The sequence below is a fragment of the Neisseria sp. RH3002v2f genome (assembly GCF_014596375.1).
GTDB lineage: Bacteria > Pseudomonadota > Gammaproteobacteria > Burkholderiales > Neisseriaceae > Neisseria > Neisseria cinerea.
In genome coordinates, this window is sequence record NZ_MAYZ01000022.1 from 98,881 (window position 1) to 122,915 (window position 24,035).

Annotated in this window: 20 protein-coding genes, 7 tRNA genes and 1 pseudogene; 10 read left to right on the forward strand and 18 right to left on the reverse strand. The window is 49.4% G+C overall.

What is annotated here, in order from left to right; all coding sequences use genetic code 11:
* Positions 1-149: 149 nt before the first annotated feature.
* On the forward strand, positions 150-2,735 hold the full coding sequence (acnB, locus tag BBW69_RS06650; RefSeq protein ID WP_188210816.1) for a bifunctional aconitate hydratase 2/2-methylisocitrate dehydratase: 2,586 nt from the start codon (positions 150-152) through the stop codon (positions 2,733-2,735).
* Positions 2,736-2,878: 143 nt separating this feature from the next.
* Positions 2,879-3,874 (forward strand): ornithine carbamoyltransferase, encoded by a 996-nt coding sequence (argF, locus tag BBW69_RS06655; protein WP_188210855.1) that lies wholly within the window; start codon positions 2,879-2,881, stop codon positions 3,872-3,874.
* 129 nt (positions 3,875-4,003) lie between these two features.
* Here argF and ilvC read toward each other — a convergent pair whose 3' ends face one another.
* The 5 genes from ilvC to BBW69_RS06680 all read right to left on the reverse strand — a co-directional run bounded on the left by ilvC (position 4,004) and on the right by BBW69_RS06680 (position 8,335).
* On the reverse strand, positions 4,004-5,017 hold the full coding sequence (ilvC, locus tag BBW69_RS06660) for a ketol-acid reductoisomerase (RefSeq protein WP_003674891.1): 1,014 nt from the start codon (positions 5,015-5,017) through the stop codon (positions 4,004-4,006).
* 73 nt (positions 5,018-5,090) lie between these two features.
* A complete protein-coding gene (locus BBW69_RS06665; protein WP_188210817.1) occupies positions 5,091-5,384 on the reverse strand; it encodes a putative quinol monooxygenase in 294 nt (97 codons plus the stop codon).
* Positions 5,385-5,443: 59 nt separating this feature from the next.
* Positions 5,444-5,935 (reverse strand): acetolactate synthase small subunit, encoded by a 492-nt coding sequence (gene ilvN, locus BBW69_RS06670; protein ID WP_188210818.1) that lies wholly within the window; start codon positions 5,933-5,935, stop codon positions 5,444-5,446.
* Positions 5,936-5,946: 11 nt separating this feature from the next.
* Complete coding sequence (ilvB, locus tag BBW69_RS06675) at positions 5,947-7,674, reverse strand: biosynthetic-type acetolactate synthase large subunit (RefSeq protein ID WP_107996562.1); 1,728 nt, start codon at positions 7,672-7,674, stop codon at positions 5,947-5,949.
* Between the two features lie 576 nt (positions 7,675-8,250).
* Positions 8,251-8,335 (reverse strand) — tRNA-Leu (locus BBW69_RS06680).
* A gap of 286 nt (positions 8,336-8,621) precedes the next feature.
* On the opposite strand from BBW69_RS06680, the gene BBW69_RS06685 reads away from it, so the two are divergent.
* Positions 8,622-9,278, forward strand: coding sequence for an SCO family protein (locus tag BBW69_RS06685; RefSeq protein ID WP_188210819.1), 657 nt, complete (start codon positions 8,622-8,624; stop codon positions 9,276-9,278).
* 216 nt (positions 9,279-9,494) lie between these two features.
* Here BBW69_RS06685 and BBW69_RS06690 read toward each other — a convergent pair whose 3' ends face one another.
* Positions 9,495-9,653, reverse strand: a complete 159-nt coding sequence (locus BBW69_RS06690; protein ID WP_188210820.1) for a hypothetical protein — start codon at positions 9,651-9,653, stop codon at positions 9,495-9,497.
* 35 nt (positions 9,654-9,688) lie between these two features.
* Between BBW69_RS06690 and BBW69_RS06695 the strand changes: the two genes are divergently transcribed.
* From BBW69_RS06695 to BBW69_RS06710, 4 genes and pseudogenes are all read left to right on the forward strand, one after another.
* Positions 9,689-10,438, forward strand: a complete 750-nt coding sequence (locus tag BBW69_RS06695) for an endonuclease (RefSeq protein WP_188210821.1) — start codon at positions 9,689-9,691, stop codon at positions 10,436-10,438.
* Between the two features lie 135 nt (positions 10,439-10,573).
* Positions 10,574-11,446, forward strand: coding sequence for an NAD(P)-dependent oxidoreductase (locus BBW69_RS06700; protein ID WP_188210822.1), 873 nt, complete (start codon positions 10,574-10,576; stop codon positions 11,444-11,446).
* Positions 11,447-11,570: 124 nt separating this feature from the next.
* Positions 11,571-12,002, forward strand: coding sequence for a MarR family winged helix-turn-helix transcriptional regulator (locus tag BBW69_RS06705; protein WP_188210823.1), 432 nt, complete (start codon positions 11,571-11,573; stop codon positions 12,000-12,002).
* A gap of 11 nt (positions 12,003-12,013) precedes the next feature.
* A pseudogene (locus BBW69_RS06710) lies at positions 12,014-12,881 on the forward strand (ABC transporter six-transmembrane domain-containing protein).
* Positions 12,882-12,933: 52 nt separating this feature from the next.
* Here the strand turns inward: BBW69_RS06710 and sohB are convergent.
* The 10 genes from sohB to BBW69_RS06760 form a co-directional block, all read right to left on the reverse strand.
* The gene (gene sohB, locus BBW69_RS06715; protein WP_107960844.1) at positions 12,934-13,986 is read right to left on the reverse strand and encodes a protease SohB; all 1,053 of its coding nucleotides are present in this window, start codon (positions 13,984-13,986) and stop codon (positions 12,934-12,936) included.
* Positions 13,987-14,695: 709 nt separating this feature from the next.
* A tRNA-Leu gene (locus BBW69_RS06720) sits at positions 14,696-14,785 on the reverse strand.
* Positions 14,786-14,887: 102 nt separating this feature from the next.
* A tRNA-Cys gene (locus BBW69_RS06725) sits at positions 14,888-14,961 on the reverse strand.
* 23 nt (positions 14,962-14,984) lie between these two features.
* Positions 14,985-15,060: transfer RNA gene (locus BBW69_RS06730), tRNA-Gly, on the reverse strand.
* Positions 15,061-15,082: 22 nt separating this feature from the next.
* A tRNA-Gly gene (locus tag BBW69_RS06735) sits at positions 15,083-15,158 on the reverse strand.
* A gap of 24 nt (positions 15,159-15,182) precedes the next feature.
* Positions 15,183-15,258: transfer RNA gene (locus tag BBW69_RS06740), tRNA-Gly, on the reverse strand.
* A 25-nt stretch (positions 15,259-15,283) separates the two neighbouring features.
* Positions 15,284-15,359 (reverse strand) — tRNA-Gly (locus BBW69_RS06745).
* 79 nt (positions 15,360-15,438) lie between these two features.
* Positions 15,439-16,002, reverse strand: a complete 564-nt coding sequence (gene pgsA / locus BBW69_RS06750) for a CDP-diacylglycerol--glycerol-3-phosphate 3-phosphatidyltransferase (RefSeq protein WP_107859713.1) — start codon at positions 16,000-16,002, stop codon at positions 15,439-15,441.
* 107 nt (positions 16,003-16,109) lie between these two features.
* On the reverse strand, positions 16,110-16,532 hold the full coding sequence (locus tag BBW69_RS06755; RefSeq protein ID WP_188210856.1) for a hypothetical protein: 423 nt from the start codon (positions 16,530-16,532) through the stop codon (positions 16,110-16,112).
* Between the two features lie 176 nt (positions 16,533-16,708).
* Entirely contained in the window at positions 16,709-17,044 is a 336-nt protein-coding gene (locus BBW69_RS06760) for a carboxymuconolactone decarboxylase family protein (RefSeq protein WP_003678017.1), read from the reverse strand.
* A 128-nt stretch (positions 17,045-17,172) separates the two neighbouring features.
* On the opposite strand from BBW69_RS06760, the gene BBW69_RS06765 reads away from it, so the two are divergent.
* The gene (locus BBW69_RS06765) at positions 17,173-18,087 is read left to right on the forward strand and encodes an AraC family transcriptional regulator (protein WP_188210825.1); all 915 of its coding nucleotides are present in this window, start codon (positions 17,173-17,175) and stop codon (positions 18,085-18,087) included.
* Between the two features lie 56 nt (positions 18,088-18,143).
* On the opposite strand, the gene BBW69_RS06770 is transcribed toward BBW69_RS06765, so the two are convergent.
* Positions 18,144-18,632, reverse strand: a complete 489-nt coding sequence (locus BBW69_RS06770; protein WP_107860088.1) for a membrane lipoprotein lipid attachment site-containing protein — start codon at positions 18,630-18,632, stop codon at positions 18,144-18,146.
* A 147-nt stretch (positions 18,633-18,779) separates the two neighbouring features.
* Between BBW69_RS06770 and BBW69_RS06775 the strand changes: the two genes are divergently transcribed.
* A complete protein-coding gene (locus tag BBW69_RS06775; RefSeq protein ID WP_107859711.1) occupies positions 18,780-19,682 on the forward strand; it encodes a DMT family transporter in 903 nt (300 codons plus the stop codon).
* A gap of 40 nt (positions 19,683-19,722) precedes the next feature.
* On the opposite strand, the gene BBW69_RS06780 is transcribed toward BBW69_RS06775, so the two are convergent.
* The gene (locus BBW69_RS06780; RefSeq protein ID WP_188210827.1) at positions 19,723-20,853 is read right to left on the reverse strand and encodes a polyamine ABC transporter substrate-binding protein; all 1,131 of its coding nucleotides are present in this window, start codon (positions 20,851-20,853) and stop codon (positions 19,723-19,725) included.
* Positions 20,854-21,047: 194 nt separating this feature from the next.
* On the opposite strand from BBW69_RS06780, the gene alaS reads away from it, so the two are divergent.
* Positions 21,048-23,939: an alanine--tRNA ligase gene (gene alaS, locus BBW69_RS06785; RefSeq protein WP_188210828.1), complete on the forward strand. Its 2,892-nt coding sequence runs from the start codon at positions 21,048-21,050 to the stop codon at positions 23,937-23,939.
* Positions 23,940-24,035: the final 96 nt, after the last annotated feature.

Genomic DNA, 24,035 nt, shown 5'->3' on the forward strand with positions numbered 1-24,035 from the left:
CAGATAGTCAAGCTCTATTATATCGGGCAATATAACAGTTCCATTTTTGTTAAAACTGGTCTATGATACCCAAAAGGATTGTTTACAATTCTTTGATTGCAAATCATTTGCAACGGTCAGAAGAAAAAACAGAAAAAAGGAACAAAGAGATGTTAGAAGCCTATCGCAAAGCCGTCTCCGAGCGCGCCGCCCTCGGTATCCCACCCCTCCCTTTGAACGCGCAGCAAACCGCCGATTTGGTCGAGCTGCTGAAAAACCCGCCCGCAGGCGAAGGCGAGTTCTTGGTCGAACTGCTTGCTCACCGTGTTCCGCCCGGTGTGGACGATGCCGCCAAAGTCAAAGCCTCATTCCTGGCTGCCGTTGCCGAAGGCAGCGTATCCAGCCCGTTGGTTTCCCCCGAATATGCGACCGAACTCTTAGGTACGATGCTCGGCGGTTACAACATTCACGCCTTAATCGAACTCTTGGACGACGACAAACTCGCGCCAATCGCTGCTAAAGGCTTGAAACATACGCTTCTGATGTTCGATTCTTTCCACGATGTTCAGGAAAAAGCTGAAAAAGGTAACAAATACGCTCAGGAAGTTTTGCAATCTTGGGCGGATGCCGAATGGTTTACCTCACGCGCCAAAGTTCCCGAAAAAATCACCGTTACCGTCTTCAAAGTTGACGGCGAAACCAATACGGACGACCTCTCTCCCGCGCCTGACGCGTGGAGCCGTCCCGATATTCCGCTGCACGCGCTGGCCATGCTGAAAAACCCGCGCGACGGCATCAATCCCGATAAACCGGGCGAAGTTGGTCCGATTAAACTGTTGGAAGAACTCAAAGCTAAAGGTCATCCCGTTGCCTACGTCGGCGACGTGGTCGGTACCGGTTCTTCACGTAAATCTGCGACCAACTCCGTCATTTGGCATACCGGCGAAGACATCCCGTTCGTACCGAACAAACGCTTCGGCGGCGTGTGCTTGGGCGGCAAAATTGCACCGATTTTCTTCAATACTCAAGAAGATTCCGGTGCATTGCCGATTGAAGTCGATGTTTCCGCGCTGAAAATGGGCGATGTCGTCGACATTCTGCCTTACGAAGGCAAAATCGTGAAAAACGGCGAAACCGTTGCCGAGTTCAGCTTGAAATCACAAGTATTGTTGGACGAGGTGCAAGCCGGTGGTCGTATCAACCTGATTATCGGTCGCGGTCTGACCGCCAAAGCGCGCGACGCACTGAAACTGCCTGCTTCTACCGAATTCCGTCTGCCTCAAGCGCCTGCCGAAAGCAAAGCCGGTTTTACCTTGGCACAAAAAATGGTCGGTCGCGCCTGCGGTCTGCCAGAAGGACAAGGCGTGCGCCCGGGTACTTATTGCGAACCACGCATGACGACTGTCGGCTCGCAAGACACTACCGGCCCGATGACCCGCGACGAGTTGAAAGACTTGGCTTGTTTGGGCTTCTCCGCCGATATGGTGATGCAGTCTTTCTGTCACACCGCGGCTTATCCGAAACCTGTCGATGTCAGAACCCATAAAGAACTGCCCGCCTTTATTTCTACCCGTGGCGGCGTATCTCTGCGTCCGGGCGACGGCGTAATCCACTCATGGCTCAACCGCCTGCTGTTGCCTGATACCGTCGGCACCGGCGGCGACAGCCACACCCGTTTCCCTATCGGTATTTCCTTCCCTGCCGGTTCCGGCTTGGTTGCTTTCGCAGCAGCCACCGGCGTAATGCCGCTCGATATGCCCGAGTCTGTATTGGTACGCTTCAGCGGCAAGCTGCAACCGGGCGTAACCCTGCGCGATTTGGTGAACGCCATTCCGCTGTACGCGATTAAACAAGGTCTGCTTACTGTTGCCAAAGCCGGTAAGAAAAACATCTTCTCCGGCCGCATCCTCGAAATCGAAGGCCTGCCTGATTTGAAAGTGGAACAAGCCTTTGAATTGACTGACGCATCCGCCGAACGCTCCGCCGCCGGCTGTACCGTGAAGCTCAACAAAGAGCCGATTATCGAGTACATGAAATCCAACGTCGTATTGATGAAAAACATGATTGCCAACGGCTATCAAGATCCGCGCACTTTGGAACGCCGTATCAAAGCCATGGAAAAATGGCTGGCGAATCCGGAGCTGCTTGAAGCGGATAAAGATGCCGAATACGCCGCCGTGATTGAAATCAATATGGACGACATCAAAGAGCCGATTATCGCCTGCCCGAACGACCCCGACGACGTATGCTTCATGTCTGAACGCTCAGGCACCAAAATCGACGAAGTGTTCATCGGTTCGTGCATGACCAACATCGGTCACTTCCGCGCCGCTTCCAAACTCTTGGAAGGCAAGAGCGACATCCCCGTCCGCTTGTGGGTTGCGCCGCCGACCAAAATGGACGCGAAAGAGTTGTCCGACGAAGGTCACTACGGTGTGCTCGGTCGCGCCGGCGCGCGTATGGAAATGCCGGGTTGCTCATTGTGTATGGGTAACCAAGCCCAAGTACACGAAGGCGCAACCGTCATGTCCACTTCGACCCGCAACTTCCCGAACCGTTTGGGTAAAAACACCTTCGTTTACCTCGGCTCGGCTGAGTTGGCGGCAATCTGCTCCAAACTGGGCAAAATCCCGACCGTTGAAGAATACCAAGCCAACATCGGCATCATCAACGAACAAGGTGACCAAATTTACCGCTACATGAACTTCAACGAAATTGACAGCTACAACGAAGTGGCCGAAACGGTGAATGTTTAACCGGAGCAACCCCGTGATATAAGGGGTTGGCAACCATGCCGTCTGAAAGTTTTTCAGACGGCATTATAATATTCTGCCAATCTCCCCTTTTAACGGGCAGTATAATGAATCCTCCCCATCCGCCATACAAGGCAGACGATAATATGAACCTGAAAAACCGCCATTTCCTGAAACTCTTAGACTTCACACCGGAAGAAATCACCGCCTACCTTGACCTTGCCGCCGAATTGAAAGCCGCCAAAAAGGCAGGGTGCGAAGCGCAGCGGATGAAAGGAAAAAACATTGCCCTGATTTTTGAAAAAACCTCTACTCGGACGCGCTGCGCGTTTGAAGTTGCCGCGCGCGACCAAGGAGCGGGAGTGACTTATTTAGAGCCGTCCGCCAGCCAAATCGGGCATAAGGAAAGCATCAAAGACACTGCCCGCGTATTAGGCAGGATGTACGACGGCATCGAATATCGCGGCTTCGCTCAGGAAACTGTCGAAGAATTGGCGAAATACGCCGGCGTGCCCGTATTCAACGGTCTGACCAACGAGTTCCACCCGACCCAAATGCTCGCCGACGCGCTGACCATGCGTGAACACAGCGGCAAACCTTTGAACCAAACCGCATTTGCCTACATCGGCGATGCGCGTTACAACATGGCGAATTCGCTGCTGGTGTTGGGCGCGAAGCTCGGCATGGACGTGCGTATCGGCGCTCCGAAAACCTTGTGGCCGTCTGAAAACATCGTTGCACGCGCACGCGCCGTTGCCGAAGAAACTGGCGGAAAGATTTTGTTGACCGAAAACACGAAAGAAGCTGTTAAGGGCGCAGATTTTATCCATACCGACGTATGGGTCAGCATGGGCGAGCCAAAAGAAGTATGGCAGGAACGCATTGATTTATTGAAAGATTACCGCGTTACCCCCGAGCTGATGGCGGTATCGGGCAACTCGAAGGTCAAATTCATGCACTGCCTACCCGCCTTCCACAATCGGGAAACCAAAGTCGGAGAATGGATTTATGAAACCTTCGGCTTAAACGGTGTAGAAGTAACGGAAGAAGTATTCGAAAGCCCTGCCAGCATCGTGTTCGACCAAGCGGAAAACCGGATGCATACGATTAAGGCAGTGATGGTTGCAGCTTTGGGCGACTGACACCGTTTTCCAGAATATCATCTTATCCTCCCCGCTTTGCCAAGATGATGAGAAAAAGCCAAAACCTTTAAAAGCTGCACTAAGAAAACTGCCTGTCATAAGACAGGCAGTTTGTTTGATTAGGAAAAATCAGTTTTTATCTTGATCAACCAGTTTGTTGGCTGTAATCCAAGGCATCATCGCACGCAATTGAGCACCAACTTTCTCAACCTGATGGTCGGCATTCAAACGGCGGCGGGCAGTCATAGATGCGTAGTTTACATTACCTTCTTGGATAAACATTTTCGCATATTCGCCGGTTTGGATGCGTTTCAGGGCGTTACGCATGGCTTCTTTGCTCGATGCATTTACTACTTCGGGACCGGTAACATATTCGCCGTACTCTGCATTGTTGGAAATAGAGTAGTTCATGTTCGCAATACCGCCTTCGAAGATTAAGTCGACGATTAATTTCATTTCGTGCAGACATTCGAAGTAAGCCATTTCAGGTGCATAACCTGCTTCAGTCAAAGTTTCAAAACCGGCCTTAATCAATTCGACCACACCGCCGCACAACACCGCTTGCTCGCCGAACAGGTCGGTTTCGGTTTCCTCGCGGAAAGTCGTCTCAATCACGCCGCCTTTGGTACCGCCATTGGCAGCCGCATAAGACAGGGCAATATCTTTGGCTTTGCCGGAATTATCTTGGTAAACGGCGATCAATGAAGGAACACCGCCGCCTCGTTTATATTCGCTGCGTACAGTATGACCCGGTCCTTTAGGAGCAACCATAATAACATCCAAATCAGAACGGGGAACAATTTGGTTGTAATGTACGTTAAAACCGTGCGCAAAAGCCAAGGTTGCACCCTGTTTCAAGTTGGCGGCAACTTCAGCATGATAAACGGCAGGCATGGTCTCATCAGGCAACAGCAACATAACCACATCGGCTTCTTTAGTCGCATCTGCAACGGTTTTAACAACATGACCAGCGGCTTCTGCCTTCTTCCAAGAAGAACCGTGACGCAGACCGATGACTACGTTGACACCTGAGTCTTTCAGGTTGGCTGCGTGTGCGTGGCCTTGTGAACCGTAGCCGATGATAGCGACGGTTTTGCCTTTAATCAGAGATAGGTCGGCGTCTTTATCGTAATAAACTTGCATTTGATTTCCTTTGAATAAAATGAGTTCCGGCTTTGTGTTGAGAATGCCGGACGGTTGGATTGAGGGTAAAGGGTTAAACGGAGATATCTTCCATCAAAACAATTTCGAGCGCGTCGGTTTTGCCATCGATGGCTTTAACGAAACCTTGAAAATGTTCGCTGGCATTGTGCGCATCGATGGCAGCCTGAGATTTCCAGTTTTCGACGAAAACGAAACGGTTTGGCTTGCCGATTTCCTGATGCAGGTCGTAGCTGACGTTGCCTTCTTCCGCGCGGCTGGCTTTGACCAGGCTTTGGAACAAGGGTTTCAGCGTTTCCGTGTATTCGGGTTTAACAGTAACCAGTGCGACGATTTTAATGTTTGACATCAATCTCTCCTACCGCTTTGTTTTTCAGACGGCATATTGCCGTCTGAAAAACGGCGGTATTAAATTTTCAAGATACGCTCGCCACGGCCGATGCCGGCTGCGCCTGTACGTACGGTTTCCAGAATCTGGGTGCGTCCGACAGTTTCGAGGAAAGAGTCGAGTTTGTCGGTTGAGCCTGTGATTTCGATGGTGTAGCTGCGGTCAGTTACATCGATGATGCTGCCACGGTAGATTTCTGTCAGACGTAAAAATTCGTCGCGGTCTTTGCCGACGGCGCGGACTTTTACCAGCATCAATTCGCGTTCGACAAAACGGCTTTCGTTCAAATCGACCACTTTAATCACCTCAATCAATTTATTGAGTTGCTTGGTGATTTGTTCGATAACATGCTCGTCGCCGTGGGTAACGATGGTCATGCGTGAAAGCGTTTTGTCCTCGGTCGGAGCTACCGCCAAGGAATCGATGTTGTAGTCTCGAGCGGAGAAAAGACCGACCACGCGGCTCATCGCGCCTGATTCGTTTTCCATCAGAACAGATAAGATATGTCGCATTGTCGTTCTCCTTACGCTTTCGGGTTTTCGCGCATATGCGGCGGCAGGACCATTTCGTCCAAACCTTTGCCGTTGCCGACCATAGGCAGCACGTTTTGTTTCTTATCGGTCAAGAAGTCGATAAATACCAGACGGTCTTTTTGTTTGACCGCTTCCAACAATGCGCCTTCAACATCGGATTTTTTGTCCACGCGGATGCCGATATGTCCGTATGCTTCCGCCAATTTGACGAAATCAGGCAGAGAATCGAAATAGGTTTCCGATTCGCGGTTGCCGTAGTACAGCTCCTGCCATTGGCGAACCATGCCGAGGTAGCCGTTATTGAGGGTAACGACGTTCACCGGAACGCGGTATTGGAAACAGGTTGACAATTCTTGGATGTTCATCTGAATCGAACCTTCGCCGGTAATACAGAACACATCTTGATCAGGAGCGGCAAGTTTCGCACCTATTGCATACGGCAAACCTACGCCCATCGTGCCCAATCCGCCGGAGTTAAGCCATTGGCGCGGGCGTTCGAACGGATAATATTGCGCCGCGAACATTTGGTGTTGCCCTACATCCGAAGTAATGATGGCGGAGTTGTTGGTGATTTCGGCAAGTTTCTGTACGACGTATTGCGGCTTGATGATTTCGCTGTCGTTGTCAAACCACAGGCAGTTACGCGAACGCCATTCTTCGATGCTTTTCCACCATTTGTCTAAAGAATCGGGAGCAGGGGTCGTATCTTGTTTGCCCCACAAGCCGATCATTTCGGTCAACACGTTTTTCACGTCGCCGACAATCGGAATATCGACTTTGACGCGTTTGGCAATGCTGGACGGGTCAACATCAATATGAATGATTTTTTTAGCTTTTTCAAAGAATTTGGACGGAACGGATACGACACGGTCGTCAAAACGCGCACCCACTGCCAACACGACATCTGCGTTTTGCATGGCGAGGTTGGCTTCGTAAGTACCGTGCATACCCAGCATACCCAAGAATTGTCGGTCACTTGAAGGATATGCGCCCAGCCCCATCAGCGTACCGGTACACGGTGCGCCCATCATGCGGACGAATTTTGTCAGCTCTTCCGAAGCATTGCCCAATACCACGCCGCCACCGAAATAAACAACCGGACGTTTGGCAGAAGCCAACATTTGAACGGCTTTTTTAATCTGCCCGATATGACCTTGAACAACGGGTTGGTAAGAGCGGATAAAGATATCTTCCTGCGGATAGCTGAATTTCGCCATCGCCTGAGTTACATCTTTGGGAACATCAACCACAACCGGACCGGGACGGCCGCTGGCGGCAATTTGGAATGCTTTCTTGATGGTCTCGGCAAGCTCGTTGACATCGGTTACCAAGAAATTATGTTTGACGCACGGACGGGTAATGCCGACCGTATCCACCTCTTGAAACGCATCCGTACCGATAAGCGAATTGCCGACTTGTCCGCTGATAACCACCATCGGAATCGAATCGCTGTATGCAGTGGCGATGCCGGTCAGCGCATTGGTAACTCCCGGACCGGAAGTAACCAGCGCGACACCGACTTTACCGCTGACGCGCGCATACGCATCTGCCGCGTGTACCGCCGCCTGCTCGTGTCGGGTCAGAATGTGCTTGAATTTATTGAGTTGGAAAATAGCATCGTAGATTTCGATGACTGCGCCGCCCGGATAGCCAAAAACATACTCTACGCCTTCGGCTTTGAGACTTTGCACTATGATTTGTGCACCTGATAATTGCATAATGACCTCTTTTATATGGTTTCAAACCAATAGGGACGAACTGCTTTACCACAGCACCTGTAATGCAATTCCGCCAAGCAGCGATTTAGGGTACGCGCATTGAGGGAACACGGTAACAGACAGACCATCCAATCAATTGGGAAGAAACACAGAGTTTATGAAATGAAAGAGCGTCAACGATAACGCAAACTGAAGATTCAGGCAAGGAAAAATCTTTTACTTTTTAACATTAAATATCTGTAAAATTATTATATTATGATTTATATGAATTTTTATAAATCAGAGAAACAGCAAACAACTACATTGTTGACATTTCACACTCCCATACCGAATACAAAGAACGTACATTACTCCCTACTTTAACAGATTAGCCATTCTTTATTTAGCAGCCTTCACGGTATATTTCCGGAGGTATTTTCAGATTGCGTCTGCTATACAGGTTGATTCAATTATACGGAAACAGATAGGATTAGATGATTATAGATACAAAACCACATGAACACTTTATCTGCTTTGACTGTGATTTACGGTACGGAGTACGATAGACAAAAAAAATAACCGCTCTAAAAGCGGTTGTGGTGCCCAGGGTCGGACTCGAACCGACACACCTTGCGGCGGGGGATTTTGAGTCCCCTGCGTCTACCAATTTCGCCACCTGGGCTGGTGAAGAAGTCGCTATTATAATGGCTTTTAAAACTCTGTAAACCCTTTTGTTGATTTTTTTTACCAATTATTATTTACTATTTGATTCTAAAGATAATTAAACCATGCCACATCTACACCGTAATTTAAGAAACCTACTGAATAAAAATTATGCCGCATTAACTCTGATGACCACTGCCATACTGCAGTACAAAAAATGCTACATTTAATCTAATAAACGCGTTAAGATGGAAACATTCAAGTTCTGTACGAATTCGGTTGTTTACATTTATTAGGAGATTGTCATGCTTTCTATACCACGTTCCTTCCTGCTGAGTATCTTCGCCCTTGCATCGCTTGCTGCCTGCAAACCTCAAGAAAACAATGTGGCACAAGCTACTGCATCTGCCGCGTCTGCTGCATCTGCTGCCGAAAACTCACCGAAACCTCAAACACGCGGCACAGATATGCGCCAGGAAGATATCGGCGGCGACTTTACGCTGACCGATGGCGATGGCAAACCGTTCAGCCTGAGCGACTTAAAAGGTAAAGTGGTGATTCTGTCTTTCGGTTATACACACTGCCCGGATGTCTGCCCGACCGAGCTGCTGACATACAGCGACACGCTAAAACAACTTGGTGATCAGGCTAAAGATGTGAAAGTCGTGTTCGTCAGCATCGACCCCGAACGGGATACGCCTGAAATCATCGGCAAATACGCCAAACAATTCAATCCCAACTTCATCGGACTGACCGCGACCGGCGATCAAAGCCTGCCGGTTATCAAACAGCAATACCGCGTAGTTTCTGCCAAGGTCAATCAAAAAGACGACAGCGAAAACTATTTGGTCGACCACTCTTCCGGTGCTTATCTGATTGATAAAAACGGGGAGGTAGCGATTTTCTCTCCTTACGGAAGCGAGCCGGAAACCATTGCTGCCGACGTAAGAACCCTGCTCTAAATACAACTGTATGCCGTCTGAACCACAAAACCGTTCAAACGGCATCATCATTCCAAGACATAATGTATTTACATACCATACCGGATAGTTCGCCAGCCATCGCCTTGTCGGTAAAGCAGCTTCGTAATCGGGATAACGCCCAAAAATTACGCGCAATATGCAGAATAAACGTATATCGTTTTACACAATAAGGTGTCTGCGTCAACCTTGCCAAACTTACAGCCTGATTAGGTTTGTGCCGCTCGACAGGTCAAATGGCATGGTTTTGGATTTAGTTTTCTGCGATAACACGCCGAAGGTAAAATAAGCATTGCCCGAACCTGTTACCCATATCTTTAAAGGTTTGGACGGCGCATGGTTTTCTTCAGACGGCATTTCTGTTTTTTCCCACAACTATAACGGAGGACGATATGGATACTGAGGACAAAGGTTTTTCTGAAAGCGCACAGGCTGCCTTGGGTAGCGGTACCAACCGTTTTTACGTGTACTGCCTGACCGATTTGAAAAAAGGCAAAGTACTGTATATCGGTACAGGCTGTGGCAACCGTATTTTCGAATTTGACCATTTCGACGCACCTACGGCAAAAGCCGTATCCAAATGCCGCAAGCTCGGACGCTTTATCTTGGCCCATCACCTAACCGAAAGTGAGGCACTGGTCGCACAACAGTCTCTGATTGCATTTGCCCGCAGCGTTTGCGGTAAAAAGCTGAAGAACCTTGACGGTTCGATACAAGGCATCCGTACCGAAGATTGGGAAAACCGTTTCTGCTTCGAGCCGGCAGATGTTGGCAAACTGAATCCGGACGGTCTGATTTTGGCAGTCAAACTACCTCAAGCCGCAAACCGTAACGAATCTGCCGCAGAACGTGAAAATCGGGCACGCGGCACTTGGACGGTTGCCAAAGATTTGGCCAAAAAAGTGAAATATCTCATCGGTATTGATACGGATTCGGACAACGCGGTCGTATGTGCCTATAAGGTAGCAGGTTTCGAGACGGAAGAGACCGTCAGAAACGGTAAAACCCTGACTGCCTATCGCTTTACATTTACCCAAGAAAAGGATGTTGCCGAAACATTAGGGCTGCAGCAGAAATCCCTGCCGGGATTAAAATTTGCCAATGGCTCGGATAAAGCCTATATCCGCCCCAAAAACATATGATCGTAGGTTCTGCATTCAAAAGGAACCGGATACCGTAATCTTCCGCATTTCTACCTTGCAAAATCAGAAGCAGGCTTTTCAGACGGCATCGGAGCCTATAAGATTACAGAACACTACAAACAAAGGAGCAGATACATGCCTGTAAACGAATATACACGAATCGGCTGGATAGGTTTGGGTCAAATGGGCAACCCCATGGTAACACGGCTTTTGGGCGGCAATATCGAAGTCGGCATATACAACCGCTCGCCCGGGAAAACTGATTCCCTTGCCGCCAAAGGTGCAAAGGTCTATGGCAGCACCATCGAACTTGTCCGCGACTATCCCGTTATTTTCCTAATGGTCTCCGACTATGCTGCAGTACGCGACATCCTAGCAGGAGAAATGCTCACAAAACTCCAAGGCAAAATAATCGTCAATATGAGCACCATCTCACCAACCGAAAACCTTGCCGTCAAAGAACTTGTCGAATCTGCCGGCGGACAATTTGCCGAAGCCCCAGTTTCCGGTTCGGTCGGTCCGGCCACCAATGGTACGCTGCTCATTCTGTTCGGCGGCGATAAAACTGTTTTAAACCCGTTGCAGAAAGTATTTTCCCTTGTCGGCAAGAAAACTTTCCACTTCGGAGAGGTGGGTAAAGGCTCGGGCGCAAAACTTGTCTTGAATTCACTTTTGGGCATCTTCGGCGAAGCGTACAGCGAAGCCATGCTGATGGCTCTGCAGTTCGGCATCGATACCGACGCCATTATTGAGGCCATCGGTGGCTCGGCAATGGACTCGCCCATGTTCCAAACCAAAAAATCCCTGTGGGCAAACCGTGAATTCCCGCCCGCCTTCGCCCTCAAACACGCCTCCAAAGACCTCAACCTCGCCGTCAAAGAGCTTGAACAGGCAGGCAACACCCTGCCCGCCATCGAAACCGTTGCTGCCAGCTACCGCAAAGCAGTCGAAGCCGGCTACGGCGAACAGGACGTTTCCGGCGTTTACCTGAAATTGGCAGAACACTGACTTCCCTTTCCAAACAAAATGCCGTCTGAAATATTTTCAGACGGCATTTTTATCGCCCCACGCTTAAAATTAGTCCTGATTATGACTATAACCTGCACAAATTTAGTCAATATCAAGACCAATTATGAACCAACTCGACCAACTTGGAACCCGTATCAACCTGATTTGCAATGTCTTCGACAAATGGATCTGGCAGCAGGATCTGAATTACAACCTCTTTGCCGTACTTTATACCCTGGCAACCGAAGGCAGCCGCACGCAAAAGCATATCGGCGAAGAGTGGAGTCTGCCCAAACAGACCGTTTCAGGCGTATGCAAAACCCTTACCGGACAAGGGTTGATTGAATGGCAGGAAGGCGAACAGGACCGGCGCGAACGGTTGCTGTCGCTGACCGAAAAAGGCAAAGCTCATGCCGCACCTTTAACAGAAAACGCGCAGGAATTCAGCAACAAAGTATTTGCCACATTCGGCGACAAGCGCACAACTCAGCTGTTTGCCGATTTGGATGCACTGGCGGAAGTGATGGAAAAAACAATCTCGGAAAATAAAAAATAGGAAGAACAAATATGTGGAAAATGTTGAAACACATAGCCCAAACCCACCGCAAGCGTCTGCTCGGCACGTTTTCTCTGGTCGGACTGGAAAACATTTTGATGCTGGTGTATCCGGTGTTTGGCGGCTGGGCAATTAATGCCGTAAGTGCGGGGAAGGTGTGGCAGGCGTTGCTGTACGCTTTGGTTGTGCTTTTAATGTGGCTGGTCGGTGCGGCACGGCGGATTGCCGATACGCGCACGTTTACGCGGATTTATACCGAAATCGCCGTGCCGGTTGTGTTGGAACAGCGGCAGCGGCAAGTCCCGCATTCGGCGGTAACAGCGCGGGTTGCCCTGTCGCGTGAGTTTGTCAGCTTTTTTGAAGAACACCTGCCGATTGCCGCGACATCCGTCGTATCCATATTCGGCGCGTGCATCATGCTGCTGGTGCTGGAATTTTGGGTCGGAGTGTTGGCGGTATGCATACTTGCGTTGTTTTTATGGCTTTTGCCACGTTTTGCCGCCATCAGCGAAAACCTGTATTTCCGCCTGAACAACAGCTTGGAACGCGACAACCACTTTATCCGAAAAGGCGACCGGCGGCAGCTGTACCGCCATTACGGACTGATTGCGCGCCTGCGTGTGCTGATTTCCAATCGCGAAGCCTTCGGCTATCTCTGCGTCGGCGCGGCGATGAGTATTTTATTCGGCTTTGCTTTTGTAATGATGACACTCAAAGGCTACGGCAGCGCGGGGCATGTCTATTCGGTCAGCACTTATCTGTGGATGTTTGCCATGAGTTTGGACGACGTGCCGCGATTGGTCGAACAATATTCCAATTTGAAAGACATCGGACAACGGATAGGGGTAGGCGGAACGGAACATCAAAGCCGGAACTTGAAAAATGTCGTCTGAATACGCTTCAGACGGCATTGTCATCCGACAATGTCAAATTACATCACATCCGCCCGCCTATTCGCAAACTTGGCAAACAGATTCTCAACAGAGGCTTCCGCCTGCAAACCAATGCGCTGAATCAGGCTTTGCTTCGCCTGATACTTCACTTCAATAATCTGCTTGTTTTCAAACGCTTTCAACAGCAAATCATCACTGGTTGAAATACTGTCGACCAGATTCAGCTCCAACGCCTGCCGACCGAACCAATGCTCACCCGTTGCCACTTTCTCAATATCCAATTGAGGGCGGTTCTCGCTGACAAACTGCTTAAACAACTGATGCGTTTCCTCCAGTTCCTGCTGGAATTTCTGCTTCCCCTTCTCCGTATTTTCACCCATAAAGGTAACCGTACGCTTAAACTCACCCGCCGTCATCACATCCACATCGATATCGTATTTTTTCAGCAGGCGGTGAATATTCGGAACCTCAGCAACCACGCCCACCGAACCGATAATGGCAAAAGGAGCGGAAACAATTTTATCTGCAACACATGCCATCATATAACCTCCGCTTGCAGCCACCTTATCGACGGCGACAGTCAACGGAATATTGCGTTCCCGCAAACGCCGAAGCTGGGAGGCTGCCAAACCGTAACCATGAACCACTCCACCGGGACTCTCCAATCTGAGCAAAACCTCATCTTCGGACCGGGCAATCGAAAGCACGGCAGTAACCTCGTTGCGTAAAGCCCCCACGGCACGCGCATACAAATCGCCGTCAAAATCCAACACGAAAAGGCGGGGTTTTTGCGTTTCGGCAGATTTTTCAACCCCTTCTTTCAAACGCTTTTTCTGTGCCTTAACTTTTTCTTTTTCCTTTTTCTTTTCTTCTTTTTCCCAATGCTTGGCTTCTTCCTCATTCAAGAAAAAAGTTTCAAACGATTGTTGTTGTTTTTGATAATTTTCCGACAAATCCGTCAGTACAACCGTCCCGTTTTCATGCCGTTTCTTGCTCTGTATGATAATCAGCACAACAAGTGCGATTACTCCGAAAACAGTAAGCAGTTCAAGCAGAAAAATGCCGTAATTCAATAAAATTTCTTTCCACATTAATTGTACTTCCTCTTTTTTTTTAAACATAGATGACCACATCGCCCACACTTATCAGAGCGGTAAAAATAAGGGCGTCCCTAGACAACCAGGATAAATCCCAATTTACTAATTATTTTAAAAATCAAACAAAAAACTTTACTTAACCGTTGTTCAAATGTTCCCTGCCAATTTAGTACTGCACCAATCAGAAAGCAACCGCCCCAAAAAATCGCCCGTTCATCACCATTAACGGCTATTCCCAAGAACCGTATATGATCATTCTACCTGACCGCACGAAACAGGTGTAACAAGTCTCTTTTCCACGGTATCATTGACTCCTGCCCCACACCCACTCGGATAACGGCATGGAGTATCTCGGCAAAGCAGAATGGATAGCCACACTTTGATGGAAATAATTTTCTGTTTAAATATTCGGAATACCGGCAAAAAAACTGTGCCGTTTTGTGAATTTTTATGAGACAGTAAAACCGCATAAGGGCTTGAAGGAAAATATACCTTCGGAAGTTTTAAAGACTTATTTTCTCAACCTGTCGTGCGGGAAACGCAGCATTTTTATATGGGGCAGATAACGCAGAGATATCCTCAAGTTTTACAGGTACTTGTCTTATTAGACATAAATCAGACGCAAATAAAAAAGACAGCCTTATAAACAAGCTGTCAATTAGAAATTTAGAACCTAAGTTTTCCAATAAAACCAGATAGTTATTGGTGCCCGGAGCCGGAATCGAACCGGCACGGGATGTTTAGTCCCGACGGATTTTAAGTCCGTTGTGTCTACCTATTTCACCACCCGGGCATTTGTGAAAGGTGGAGGCGGGGGCGCGGATTTTAACCGGCCTGTATGAAGATTGCACTCCTCATAGCATAAACACTCTGCCACCCCGCCATAGTACGATAATGGAGGCGAGAGTCGGAATCGAACCGGCGTAGACGGATTTGCAATCCGCTGCATAACCACTTTGCTATCTCGCCTAAAACTGGCTTATCTCAAAACTTGGAGCGGGAAACGAGTCTCGAACTCGCGACCTCAACCTTGGCAAGGTTGCGCTCTACCAACTGAGCTATTCCCGCAAATTCAAACGTATCAATTTTTTGGAGCGGGAAACGAGTCTCGAACTCGCGACCTCAACCTTGGCAAGGTTGCGCTCTACCAACTGAGCTATTCCCGCATTGACACATTCAAAATAAAACTCTGGAGCGGGAAACGAGTCTCGAACTCGCGACCTCAACCTTGGCAAGGTTGCGCTCTACCAACTGAGCTATTCCCGCATTGATTGTAAGAGAATGATTTTTTTGGAGCGGGAAACGAGTCTCGAACTCGCGACCTCAACCTTGGCAAGGTTGCGCTCTACCAACTGAGCTATTCCCGCCCTATATCATTCTCCGACATCGAAGAAGACGCAATTATTATGGATTCCGTTTCTGCCGTCAAGCTATTTTTATTATTTTTTAGGTAATTTCTTTCCATGCCATCTTCAGATAATACAACATCGACCAAACTGTCAATAAAGATGCAATAAACATCAATACATTGCCAACAAAAACGGAATCAAATCCATATAATTTGGGAAAATTCAACAGTAACAGGAAGATTGCCAGCATTTGTGCGGCAGTTTTAAACTTGCCGATTGTGGCGACAGCAACACTATTCCTCCTACCCTTTTGCGCCATCCATTCTCGCAGTGCGGATATAGTGATTTCCCTGCCGATAATGATGATGGCAAACAAGACGTAAGTTCGGTCGAGCTTCACCAGCAACAGCAAAGATACGGCAACCATCAGTTTATCGGCAACGGGATCGAGGAAGGCGCCGAAATCCGATGTCTGTTTCCACAACCTTGCCAAGAATCCGTCAAACCAATCGGTCAATGCGGCGATAGCAAAAATTATAGCGGCGGCAAGATTGATCGTTTCCTCTTCAAACCATGAAAAAGGCAGGTAGAACAGGGAAATCAAGACGGGAATAAGCAAGACCCTCAACCATGTGAGGAAGATGGGGATATTCCAAGGCATCGGTTTTTCTCTATGCAGACTGTAAAGTTGTGATTATAACGGTTATCCTCATAACCCAAAACGTAAAATTGCCACGCGGGTATTTTCTCCTTCCCGCCAATTTGTTTTCACATTCTTTTCAAACGCAGAAAAATGGCGGGCAATAAAAGCAAAATACCCAGTTTCAGGCTGAAAATGGCAGGTTGTGCCAACACTTTGATAAGGCGGCCTTCCGGATGTGCGAACTCCTTATTGGTATGGATACTGCCACTGTTGCGGTATTCCAACAGAACGCCGTTTAAAAAACCTTTTCCGACGGTGTCGCTTAAAACGGTTCTAACCTGCTCCACCCTGATGGTTCTACCGATATTGCCTTCCGCGCACAAACCGTCGAACCCATAGCAGGAAAGCCGGTAATGTTGCCCGTCTGCATTCAGTTTGATTGCCCGTCCGCTGCGGTTGGGTGCGGTAACGGTCAATTCTGCATATTCGAATGTTTTTTCTTGTTCGTGAAATGCCGTCAGGTAAGGTGCAATAAAAACGGCGGACAACAGCAGACAGCTTATGGCGGCAAACCATACCCAGCGATAATATTTCACGCTTACCCCTTGTTTCTCAAATGCCGTCTGAAATAAGCGGCTTCATATATTGTTTACAGTATTGGGAAGCATAACAGACAAAATGCCGTCTGAAATATTTTCAGACGGCATTTCTTATCCGAAACGGATTATTTTTGCGTTTCAACCGCTTCCAATGCACGCAGGGCATAAGTGTAAGCGGCACCCGCATTCAGGGCAATGGCGGTTGCCAATGCACCTGCGATTTCGCTGTCGGTCGCACCGGCTTTGGCGGCGGCGGCGGCGTGAACACTGATGCAGCTCTCACAACGTGTGGTAATAGCAACGGCGATGGCAATCAGTTCGCGTGTTTTAGCATCAAGTGCCTCTGCAGCTGCCGCTTGTTCCAATGCGCCGTAGGCCTGCAGCATTTTAGGATGCTCTTTACCCAGCTCGCCAAATGATTTTTTAACCAATGCGGTATGTTCTTTCCAATCTTTAAACATTTTCTTTTCCTTTATCTTACGTTTAACCCTGATACGCGGTTGCGCATCCGTTTTTGATGTGTGTATTATTGCAATTATTTAGTTGTATTTATCGCTTAATAATCTCATTTGATGGTTCAAAAAGATTTATGGACATTCTCGACAAACTGGTTGACCTGGCCCAACTGACGGGTAGTGTGGATGTACAGTGCCTTTTGGGCGAACAATGGTCGGTACGGCATGAAACGTTGCAACGTGAAGGGCTGGTACACATTGTTACATCGGGCAGCGGCTATCTCTGCATCGACGGTGAAACTTCCCCACGTCCGGTCAGTACGGGGGATATTGTATTTTTCCCGCGGGGATTGGGGCATGTCTTAAGCCACAACGGACAAAACAAAGAAACCTTAACGCCGGATATACGCCAACACGGCGCATTCACGGTCAAACAATGCGGCAACGGGCTGGATATGAGCCTGTTTTGCGCCCGTTTCCGCTATGATACTCATGCAGATTTGATGAACGGCCTGCCTGAAACCGTTTTTCTGAATATTACCCACCCCGGTTTGCAATATGTTGTTTCAATGCTGCAACTGGAAAGCGAAAAACCTTTGGCGGGGACGGTTTCCGTAGTCAACGCATTATCGTCCGTTTTACTGGTACTTATCCTGCGCGCCTATCTTGAACAGGAAAAAGATGCCCAACTGTCAGGCGTATTGAAAGGTTGGCAGGACAAACGTTTGGGACATTTAATCCAAAAGGTGATAGACAAACCGGAAGACGAATGGAATGTTGACAAAATGGTGGCGGCCGCCAATATGTCGCGCGCGCAGCTGATGCGCCGTTTCAAAAGCCAGGTTGGACTCAGCCCGCACGCCTTTGTGAACCATATCCGCCTACAAAAAGGCGCATTGCTGCTGAAGAAAACCCCGGATTCGGTTTTGTCGGTCGCACTGTCGGTAGGCTTTCAGTCGGAAACGCACTTCGGCAAAGCATTCAAACGGCAATATCACGTTTCGCCGGGTCAATACCGGAAAGAAGGCGGGCAACAACAAAATATCTGAACCTTAAAACGCAAATGCCGTCTGAAAATACTTTCAGACGGCATTTGCGTACCGTATCATTTTAACGGCTGCATCTTCATCACTTCCAAGAGGAAGTTGGTAAATGCGGGATTGTTGGGTTTGGCATCCATATTTTTCCAACGCTGCTGCCAGCCGCGCAAGGCATTCTGGATATACAGCTTGGACTGTTCCGTATTGATTTCGCCGCGCTGGCTGTCTACCGCCGAACGCAGGTAGATTTCATACATACTGTCATCGACGGCATTACGTCCGACCAGGCGTTTTCTGAAGTTGTTCAGATATTGCGCGGCCTGAACCTTGGTCATTTTACCGATACTCACCTGATAGCTCAGGCGAGTAGCCTCATCGCGAATTTTGGAAACATCCGTCCAATGCGAAGGCGCGAGACGGAAATCTTTTGCGGGTGCTTCCGTTTTGACGGTATTGATAGGATTCACGGGGATTTCCGTCAATGTGGGCACATAAATAGACTGGCAGCCGGAAAGGACTGCCGCAATGGAAAGAGGGATAAGGTATTTTTTCATGCCCGCCATTATAATCAAGTTTGCCTTGAGAAAACAAATTGTTCGGCACGAAAAATAAAATTTCGGCATCAGAAGCAGGCAAAAACACATTCCACAAGCCTTGCCGCAAGGTTTACAATCCGACCGTCCTTATCGCAACGACCGTTTATGGATATCGAAAAAAAAGACATTTTAGGATCGGGTTGGATGCTGGTGGCGGCAGCCTGCTTTACCATAATGAACCTGTTAATTAAAGATGCGGCGGCCCGGTTTGCCTTCAGCAGCGGCGAGCTGGTATTTTGGCGTATGCTGTTTTCCGCCGCCGCACTCGGCGGTACCGCGATATTGCGGCGCGACACCTTCCGCACACCTCATTGGAAAAACCACCTGAACCGCAGCATTATCGGATCGGGGGCGATGCTGCTGCTGTTCTACGCGGTAACGCATCTGCCTTTGGCAACCGGCGTAACCCTAAGCTACACCTCGTCGATTTTTTTGGCAATATTCTCCTTCCTGATTTTGAAAGAGCGGATTTCCGTTTACACGCAGGCAGTGCTGTTCTTCGGCTTTACGGGTGTCATATTGCTGCTTAATCCATCGTTCCGCAGCGGTCAGGAACTGGCGGCACTCGCCGGGCTGGCGGGCGGCGCGATGTCCGGCTGGGCGTATCTAAAAGTACGCGAATTGTCCCTGGCTGGAGAACCCGGCTGGCGCATTGTATTTTACCTTTCCGCGACAGGTGTGGCGATGTCGTCGGTTTGGGCGACGCTGACCGGCTGGCACACCCTGTCCCTCCCATCGGCGGTTTATCTGTCGGGCATCGGCCTGTCCGCACTGGTTGCCCAACTGTCGATGACGCGCGCCTATAAAGTCGGCAACAAATTCACGGTTGCCTCGCTCTCCTATATGACCGTCGTCTTTTCCGCCCTGTCTGCCGCATTTTTTCTGGGCGAAGAGCTTTTCTGGCAGGAAATACTCGGTATGTGCATCATTATCCTCAGCGGCATTTTGAGCAGCATCAGCCCCATTGCCTTCAAACAGCGGCTGCAAGCCCTCTTCCTCCGAAAATAAAAAATGCCGTCCGAACATCCTTCAGACGGCATATCAGGCTTTATTTCCCTGCCTTCACATCCTGCCACTGGCGCACCATAAACTTCAACGCCGCCGGCTGGATGGGAACCATAATAAAGCTGTTTTCCAAATCCCCGTCGCTCGGGAAAATCGTGTTGTCATCCCTAAACTCCTTATCCATCAGCTCACGCGCCGGCTTGCTAGAAGGCGCATAAGTAACGAAATTGCCGTTCTTCGCCGACACTTCCGGATCGAGGAAGTCGTTGATATATTTGTGCGCGTTGGCGACGTTTTTCGCATCTTTCGGAATCACGAAAGAATCCACCCAAATCCCCACTCCCTCTTTCGGCATCATCACGCGGATTTTTTCTTTGCCACCTGCTTCTTCGGCACGGCGTTTGGCAATATTCAAATCGCCGCCGAAGCCAATCGTTACGCAAGTATCGCCGCGCGCCAAATCATCGATAAAGCCGGATGAGGTAAAACGCTTGATGTACGGACGGTTTTTCTTAAGCAAGGCAGTTGCCGCCTTAATATCCGCCGTTTCGCTGCTGTTTGGATTTTTACCCATGTAGTTCAACACCATAGGATAAATTTCCGCCGCGCTGTCCAAATAGCTGATACCGCATTGTTTGAGTTTGGACGTGTATTCGGGGTTAAACACCAAATCCCATTGATTGTCCGGCAGCTGATCCGTGCCCAAAGCCTTTTTCACACGTTCGGTATTGATGGCGAAAGTGTTGGTACCCCAATAAAACGGAACGGCGTATTCGTGGCCGGGATCGACCCCGTCCATCAGCCTCATCATTTCGGGGTTGAGGTGTTTATAATTGGGAATCATAGACTTATCGATTTTCTGATAAGCACCTGCCTTAATCTGCCTGCCTACAAACGCATTGGACGGCGCGACAATGTCGTAACCGGATTTTCCGGTCAGTACCTTGCTTTCCAGCGTTTCATCGCTGTCGTACACATCATAAGTAACCTTAATGCCGTTTTTCTTTTCAAAATCGGCAACGGTTTCCGGATCGACGTATTCCGACCAGTTGTAAATTTTCAATACGTTTTGGTTTTCCGCCGGTGCCGGTTTTTCGGCAGGCGGTTTGTCCGAACCGCCGCACGCTGCAAGCAGCAAAGCAGTCAGGACGGCCAGGGGCAGATGTTTGGTCATTATCATTCCTTGCATATCAGGTTGAAGAAAGCAGCCATTATAAACGCGATGGCTTCAGACGGCATTCAAAATCCCGCCATACCTTCCGAAAACCGCCGATTCCATAGCTAGAAACAGGGATTTGCGGTAAGATACCGCCATTCGTTTTCCCTGCTTTTACCATTACAAGACATTTGAGAGATATTGAAAAAATTATGAAAACCTCCGAACTGCGCCAAAAATTCCTAAAATTTTTCGAAACCAAAGGCCACACCGTCGTCCATTCATCCTCGCTCGTGCCGCACGACGACCCGACCCTGCTGTTTACCAACGCAGGTATGAACCAATTTAAAGACGTATTCTTAGGTTTCGACAAACGCCCGTACAGCCGCGCCACCACCGCGCAAAAATGCGTACGTGCAGGCGGCAAACACAACGACTTAGAAAACGTCGGCTACACCGCCCGCCACCACACCTTCTTTGAAATGATGGGTAACTTCTCCTTCGGCGACTACTTCAAACGAGACGCCATCCACTTCGCTTGGGAATTCCTCACTTCCCCCGAATGGTTGAACATCCCCAAAGACAAACTCTTGGCGACCGTGTATGCCGAAGACGATGAAGCCTACAACATCTGGTTGAACGAAATCGGCATGCCGTCTGAACGCATCGTCCGCATCGGCGACAACAAAGGCGCGAAATACGCGTCCGACAACTTCTGGCAAATGGGCGACACCGGTCCTTGCGGCCCTTGCTCCGAAATTTTCTACGACCACGGCGAAGAAATCTGGGGTGGCATTCCGGGCAGCCCTGAAGAAGACGGCGACCGCTGGATCGAAATTTGGAACTGCGTATTTATGCAGTTCAACCGCGACGAACAAGGCAATATGAATCCGCTGCCTAAACCATCCGTTGATACCGGCATGGGCTTGGAACGTATGGCCGCCGTCATGCAGCATGTCCACAGCAACTACGAAATCGACCTGTTCCAAGACCTGCTCAAAGCCGTTGCACGCGAAACCGGCGCGCCGTTCAGCATGGAAGAACCAAGCCTGAAAGTCATCGCCGACCACATCCGCTCCTGCTCCTTCCTGATTGCAGACGGCGTGATGCCGTCCAACGAAGGCCGCGGCTATGTACTGCGTCGCATCATCCGCCGCGCCGTACGCCACGGTTACAAACTCGGTCAGAAACAAGCGTTTTTCTACAAACTCGTGCCCGACTTGGTGAAAGTAATGGGTGATGCTTATCCTGAGTTGAAAGAGAAGCAGACGCAGATTATGGAAGCCCTGCGCGCGGAAGAGAGCCGTTTCGGCGAAACGCTGGAAAAAGGCATGGGCTTGTTCAATCAAGTGTTCAACGGCATGAAATTCTTGAAACTGGAAAGCCTGCTGCCGCAAGATGGTGCGGGCAAACCACTGGCATTGAAAACCGCAGAGGGTGTGGAATTCACCGCCGCCTCCCGTGCCGCTTCAGGCAAAAAGCAAATCGTTATCCGTCCCCAAGTTTCAGGTAGCCTGAACGAAGGCATGTATATCGATTTGCAGGCTGCTTTGGAAACCGCCCATATTCCCGACGCGGAAAAACCGTTTGCCGAAACCTTGAATGCCTATTTGATGGACAACATTGCCAACAGCAAACTCGTTATCGGTGGCGAACATATCTTCAAACTCTACGACACCTACGGCTTCCCCTACGACCTGACCGCTGACATGGCGCGTGAATTAGGTATCGATTTGGACGAAGCAGGCTTCAACCGCGAAATGGAAGCCCAACGCGCACGCGCACGCGCCGCACAAAGCTTCAAAGCCAACGCCCAACTTCCTTACGAAGGTCAAGACACCGAGTTTAAAGGTTATAGCGAACGCCAAACCGAATCCAAAGTCCTCGCCCTCTACAAAGACGGCGAGCAAGTCAACGAATTGAACGAAGGCGATGAAGGTGCCATCGTTATCGACTTTACCCCGTTCTATGCAGAATCCGGCGGTCAAGTCGGCGACGTCGGCTATATCTTCGCAGGCGAAAACCGCTTTGAAGTACTCGATACCCAAAAAATCAAAGCGGCCGTATTCGGCCAATTCGGCGTACAAACTTCAGGCCGTCTGAAAGTCGGCGACAGCGTTACCGCCAAAGTGGATGACGAAATCCGCAATGCCAATATGCGCAACCACAGCGCGACCCACTTGATGCACAAAGCTCTGCGCGATGTATTGGGCGAACACGTTGAACAAAAAGGCTCTTTGGTTACCGCCGAATCCACCCGTTTTGACATTTCCCATCCTCAAGCAGTAACTGCCGAAGAAATCGCCGAAGTAGAACGCCGCGTCAACGAAGCCATTTTGGCCAACGTTGCCGTCAACGCAGCCATTATGAGCATGGAAGATGCCCAAAAAACCGGCGCGATGATGCTCTTCGGCGAAAAATACGGCGACGAAGTGCGCGTACTGCAAATGGGCGGTTTCTCAACCGAATTGTGCGGCGGCACACACGTTTCACGCACCGGCGACATCGGCCTCTTCAAAATCATCAGTGAAGGCGGTATTGCCGCAGGCGTGCGCCGTATCGAAGCCATCACCGGCCTGAACGCACTCAAATGGGCGCAAGAACAAGAGCGTTTGGTGAAAGACATTATTGCTGAAACCAAAGCCCAAACCGAAAAAGACGTACTGGCGAAAATCCAAGCAGGCGCGGCACACGCCAAAGCATTGGAAAAAGAATTGGCACGCGCCAAAGCCGAACTTGCCGTCCACGCAGGCGCCAAACTCTTGGACGATGCAAAAGACTTGGGCTCAGCCAAACTCGTTGCCGCCCAAATCGAAGCCGATGCCGCAGCCCTGCGCGAAATCGTAACCGACTTGACCGGAAAATCAGAACAAGCCATCGTATTGCTCGCCGCAGTCAACGACGGCAAAGTCTCCCTGTGCGCAGGCGTATCCAAACCGTTGACTGGCAAAGTCAAAGCAGGCGATCTGGTTAAATTTGCAGCCGAACAAGTCGGCGGCAAAGGCGGCGGCCGTCCTGACTTGGCGCAAGCCGGCGGTACTGATGCTGAGAAACTGCCTGAAGCGTTAGCAAGCATTGAAAATTGGGTTAAAGAGAAGCTGTAATGTAGGAAAGTGCAGGCTGCCTGAAAGTGGGTTTTCAGGCAGCCTGTGATCAATAAATAAATAAATAAATAAATAATTTATTTATAAAGGATATTT

Bases quoted from the DNA above. Each gene is read 5' to 3' on its own strand.
- BBW69_RS06765 (WP_188210825.1), top strand. From the start codon at position 17,173: ATGGACATTCTCGACAAACTGGTTGACCTGGCCCAACTGACGGGTAGT.
- BBW69_RS06665 (WP_188210817.1), bottom strand. From the start codon at position 5,384: ATGTCAAACATTAAAATCGTCGCACTGGTTACTGTTAAACCCGAATAC.
- BBW69_RS06705 (WP_188210823.1), top strand. From the start codon at position 11,571: ATGAACCAACTCGACCAACTTGGAACCCGTATCAACCTGATTTGCAAT.
- ilvN (WP_188210818.1), bottom strand. From the start codon at position 5,935: ATGCGACATATCTTATCTGTTCTGATGGAAAACGAATCAGGCGCGATG.
- acnB (WP_188210816.1), top strand. From the start codon at position 150: ATGTTAGAAGCCTATCGCAAAGCCGTCTCCGAGCGCGCCGCCCTCGGT.
- BBW69_RS06685 (WP_188210819.1), top strand. From the start codon at position 8,622: ATGCTTTCTATACCACGTTCCTTCCTGCTGAGTATCTTCGCCCTTGCA.
- pgsA (WP_107859713.1), bottom strand. From the start codon at position 16,002: ATGCCTTGGAATATCCCCATCTTCCTCACATGGTTGAGGGTCTTGCTT.
- BBW69_RS06775 (WP_107859711.1), top strand. From the start codon at position 18,780: ATGGATATCGAAAAAAAAGACATTTTAGGATCGGGTTGGATGCTGGTG.
- BBW69_RS06700 (WP_188210822.1), top strand. From the start codon at position 10,574: ATGCCTGTAAACGAATATACACGAATCGGCTGGATAGGTTTGGGTCAA.
- BBW69_RS06770 (WP_107860088.1), bottom strand. From the start codon at position 18,632: ATGAAAAAATACCTTATCCCTCTTTCCATTGCGGCAGTCCTTTCCGGC.
- argF (WP_188210855.1), top strand. From the start codon at position 2,879: ATGAACCTGAAAAACCGCCATTTCCTGAAACTCTTAGACTTCACACCG.
- alaS (WP_188210828.1), top strand. From the start codon at position 21,048: ATGAAAACCTCCGAACTGCGCCAAAAATTCCTAAAATTTTTCGAAACC.
- BBW69_RS06780 (WP_188210827.1), bottom strand. From the start codon at position 20,853: ATGACCAAACATCTGCCCCTGGCCGTCCTGACTGCTTTGCTGCTTGCA.
- sohB (WP_107960844.1), bottom strand. From the start codon at position 13,986: ATGTGGAAAGAAATTTTATTGAATTACGGCATTTTTCTGCTTGAACTG.
- BBW69_RS06760 (WP_003678017.1), bottom strand. From the start codon at position 17,044: ATGTTTAAAGATTGGAAAGAACATACCGCATTGGTTAAAAAATCATTT.
- BBW69_RS06695 (WP_188210821.1), top strand. From the start codon at position 9,689: ATGGATACTGAGGACAAAGGTTTTTCTGAAAGCGCACAGGCTGCCTTG.
- ilvB (WP_107996562.1), bottom strand. From the start codon at position 7,674: ATGCAATTATCAGGTGCACAAATCATAGTGCAAAGTCTCAAAGCCGAA.
- ilvC (WP_003674891.1), bottom strand. From the start codon at position 5,017: ATGCAAGTTTATTACGATAAAGACGCCGACCTATCTCTGATTAAAGGC.
- BBW69_RS06690 (WP_188210820.1), bottom strand. From the start codon at position 9,653: ATGCCGTCTGAAGAAAACCATGCGCCGTCCAAACCTTTAAAGATATGG.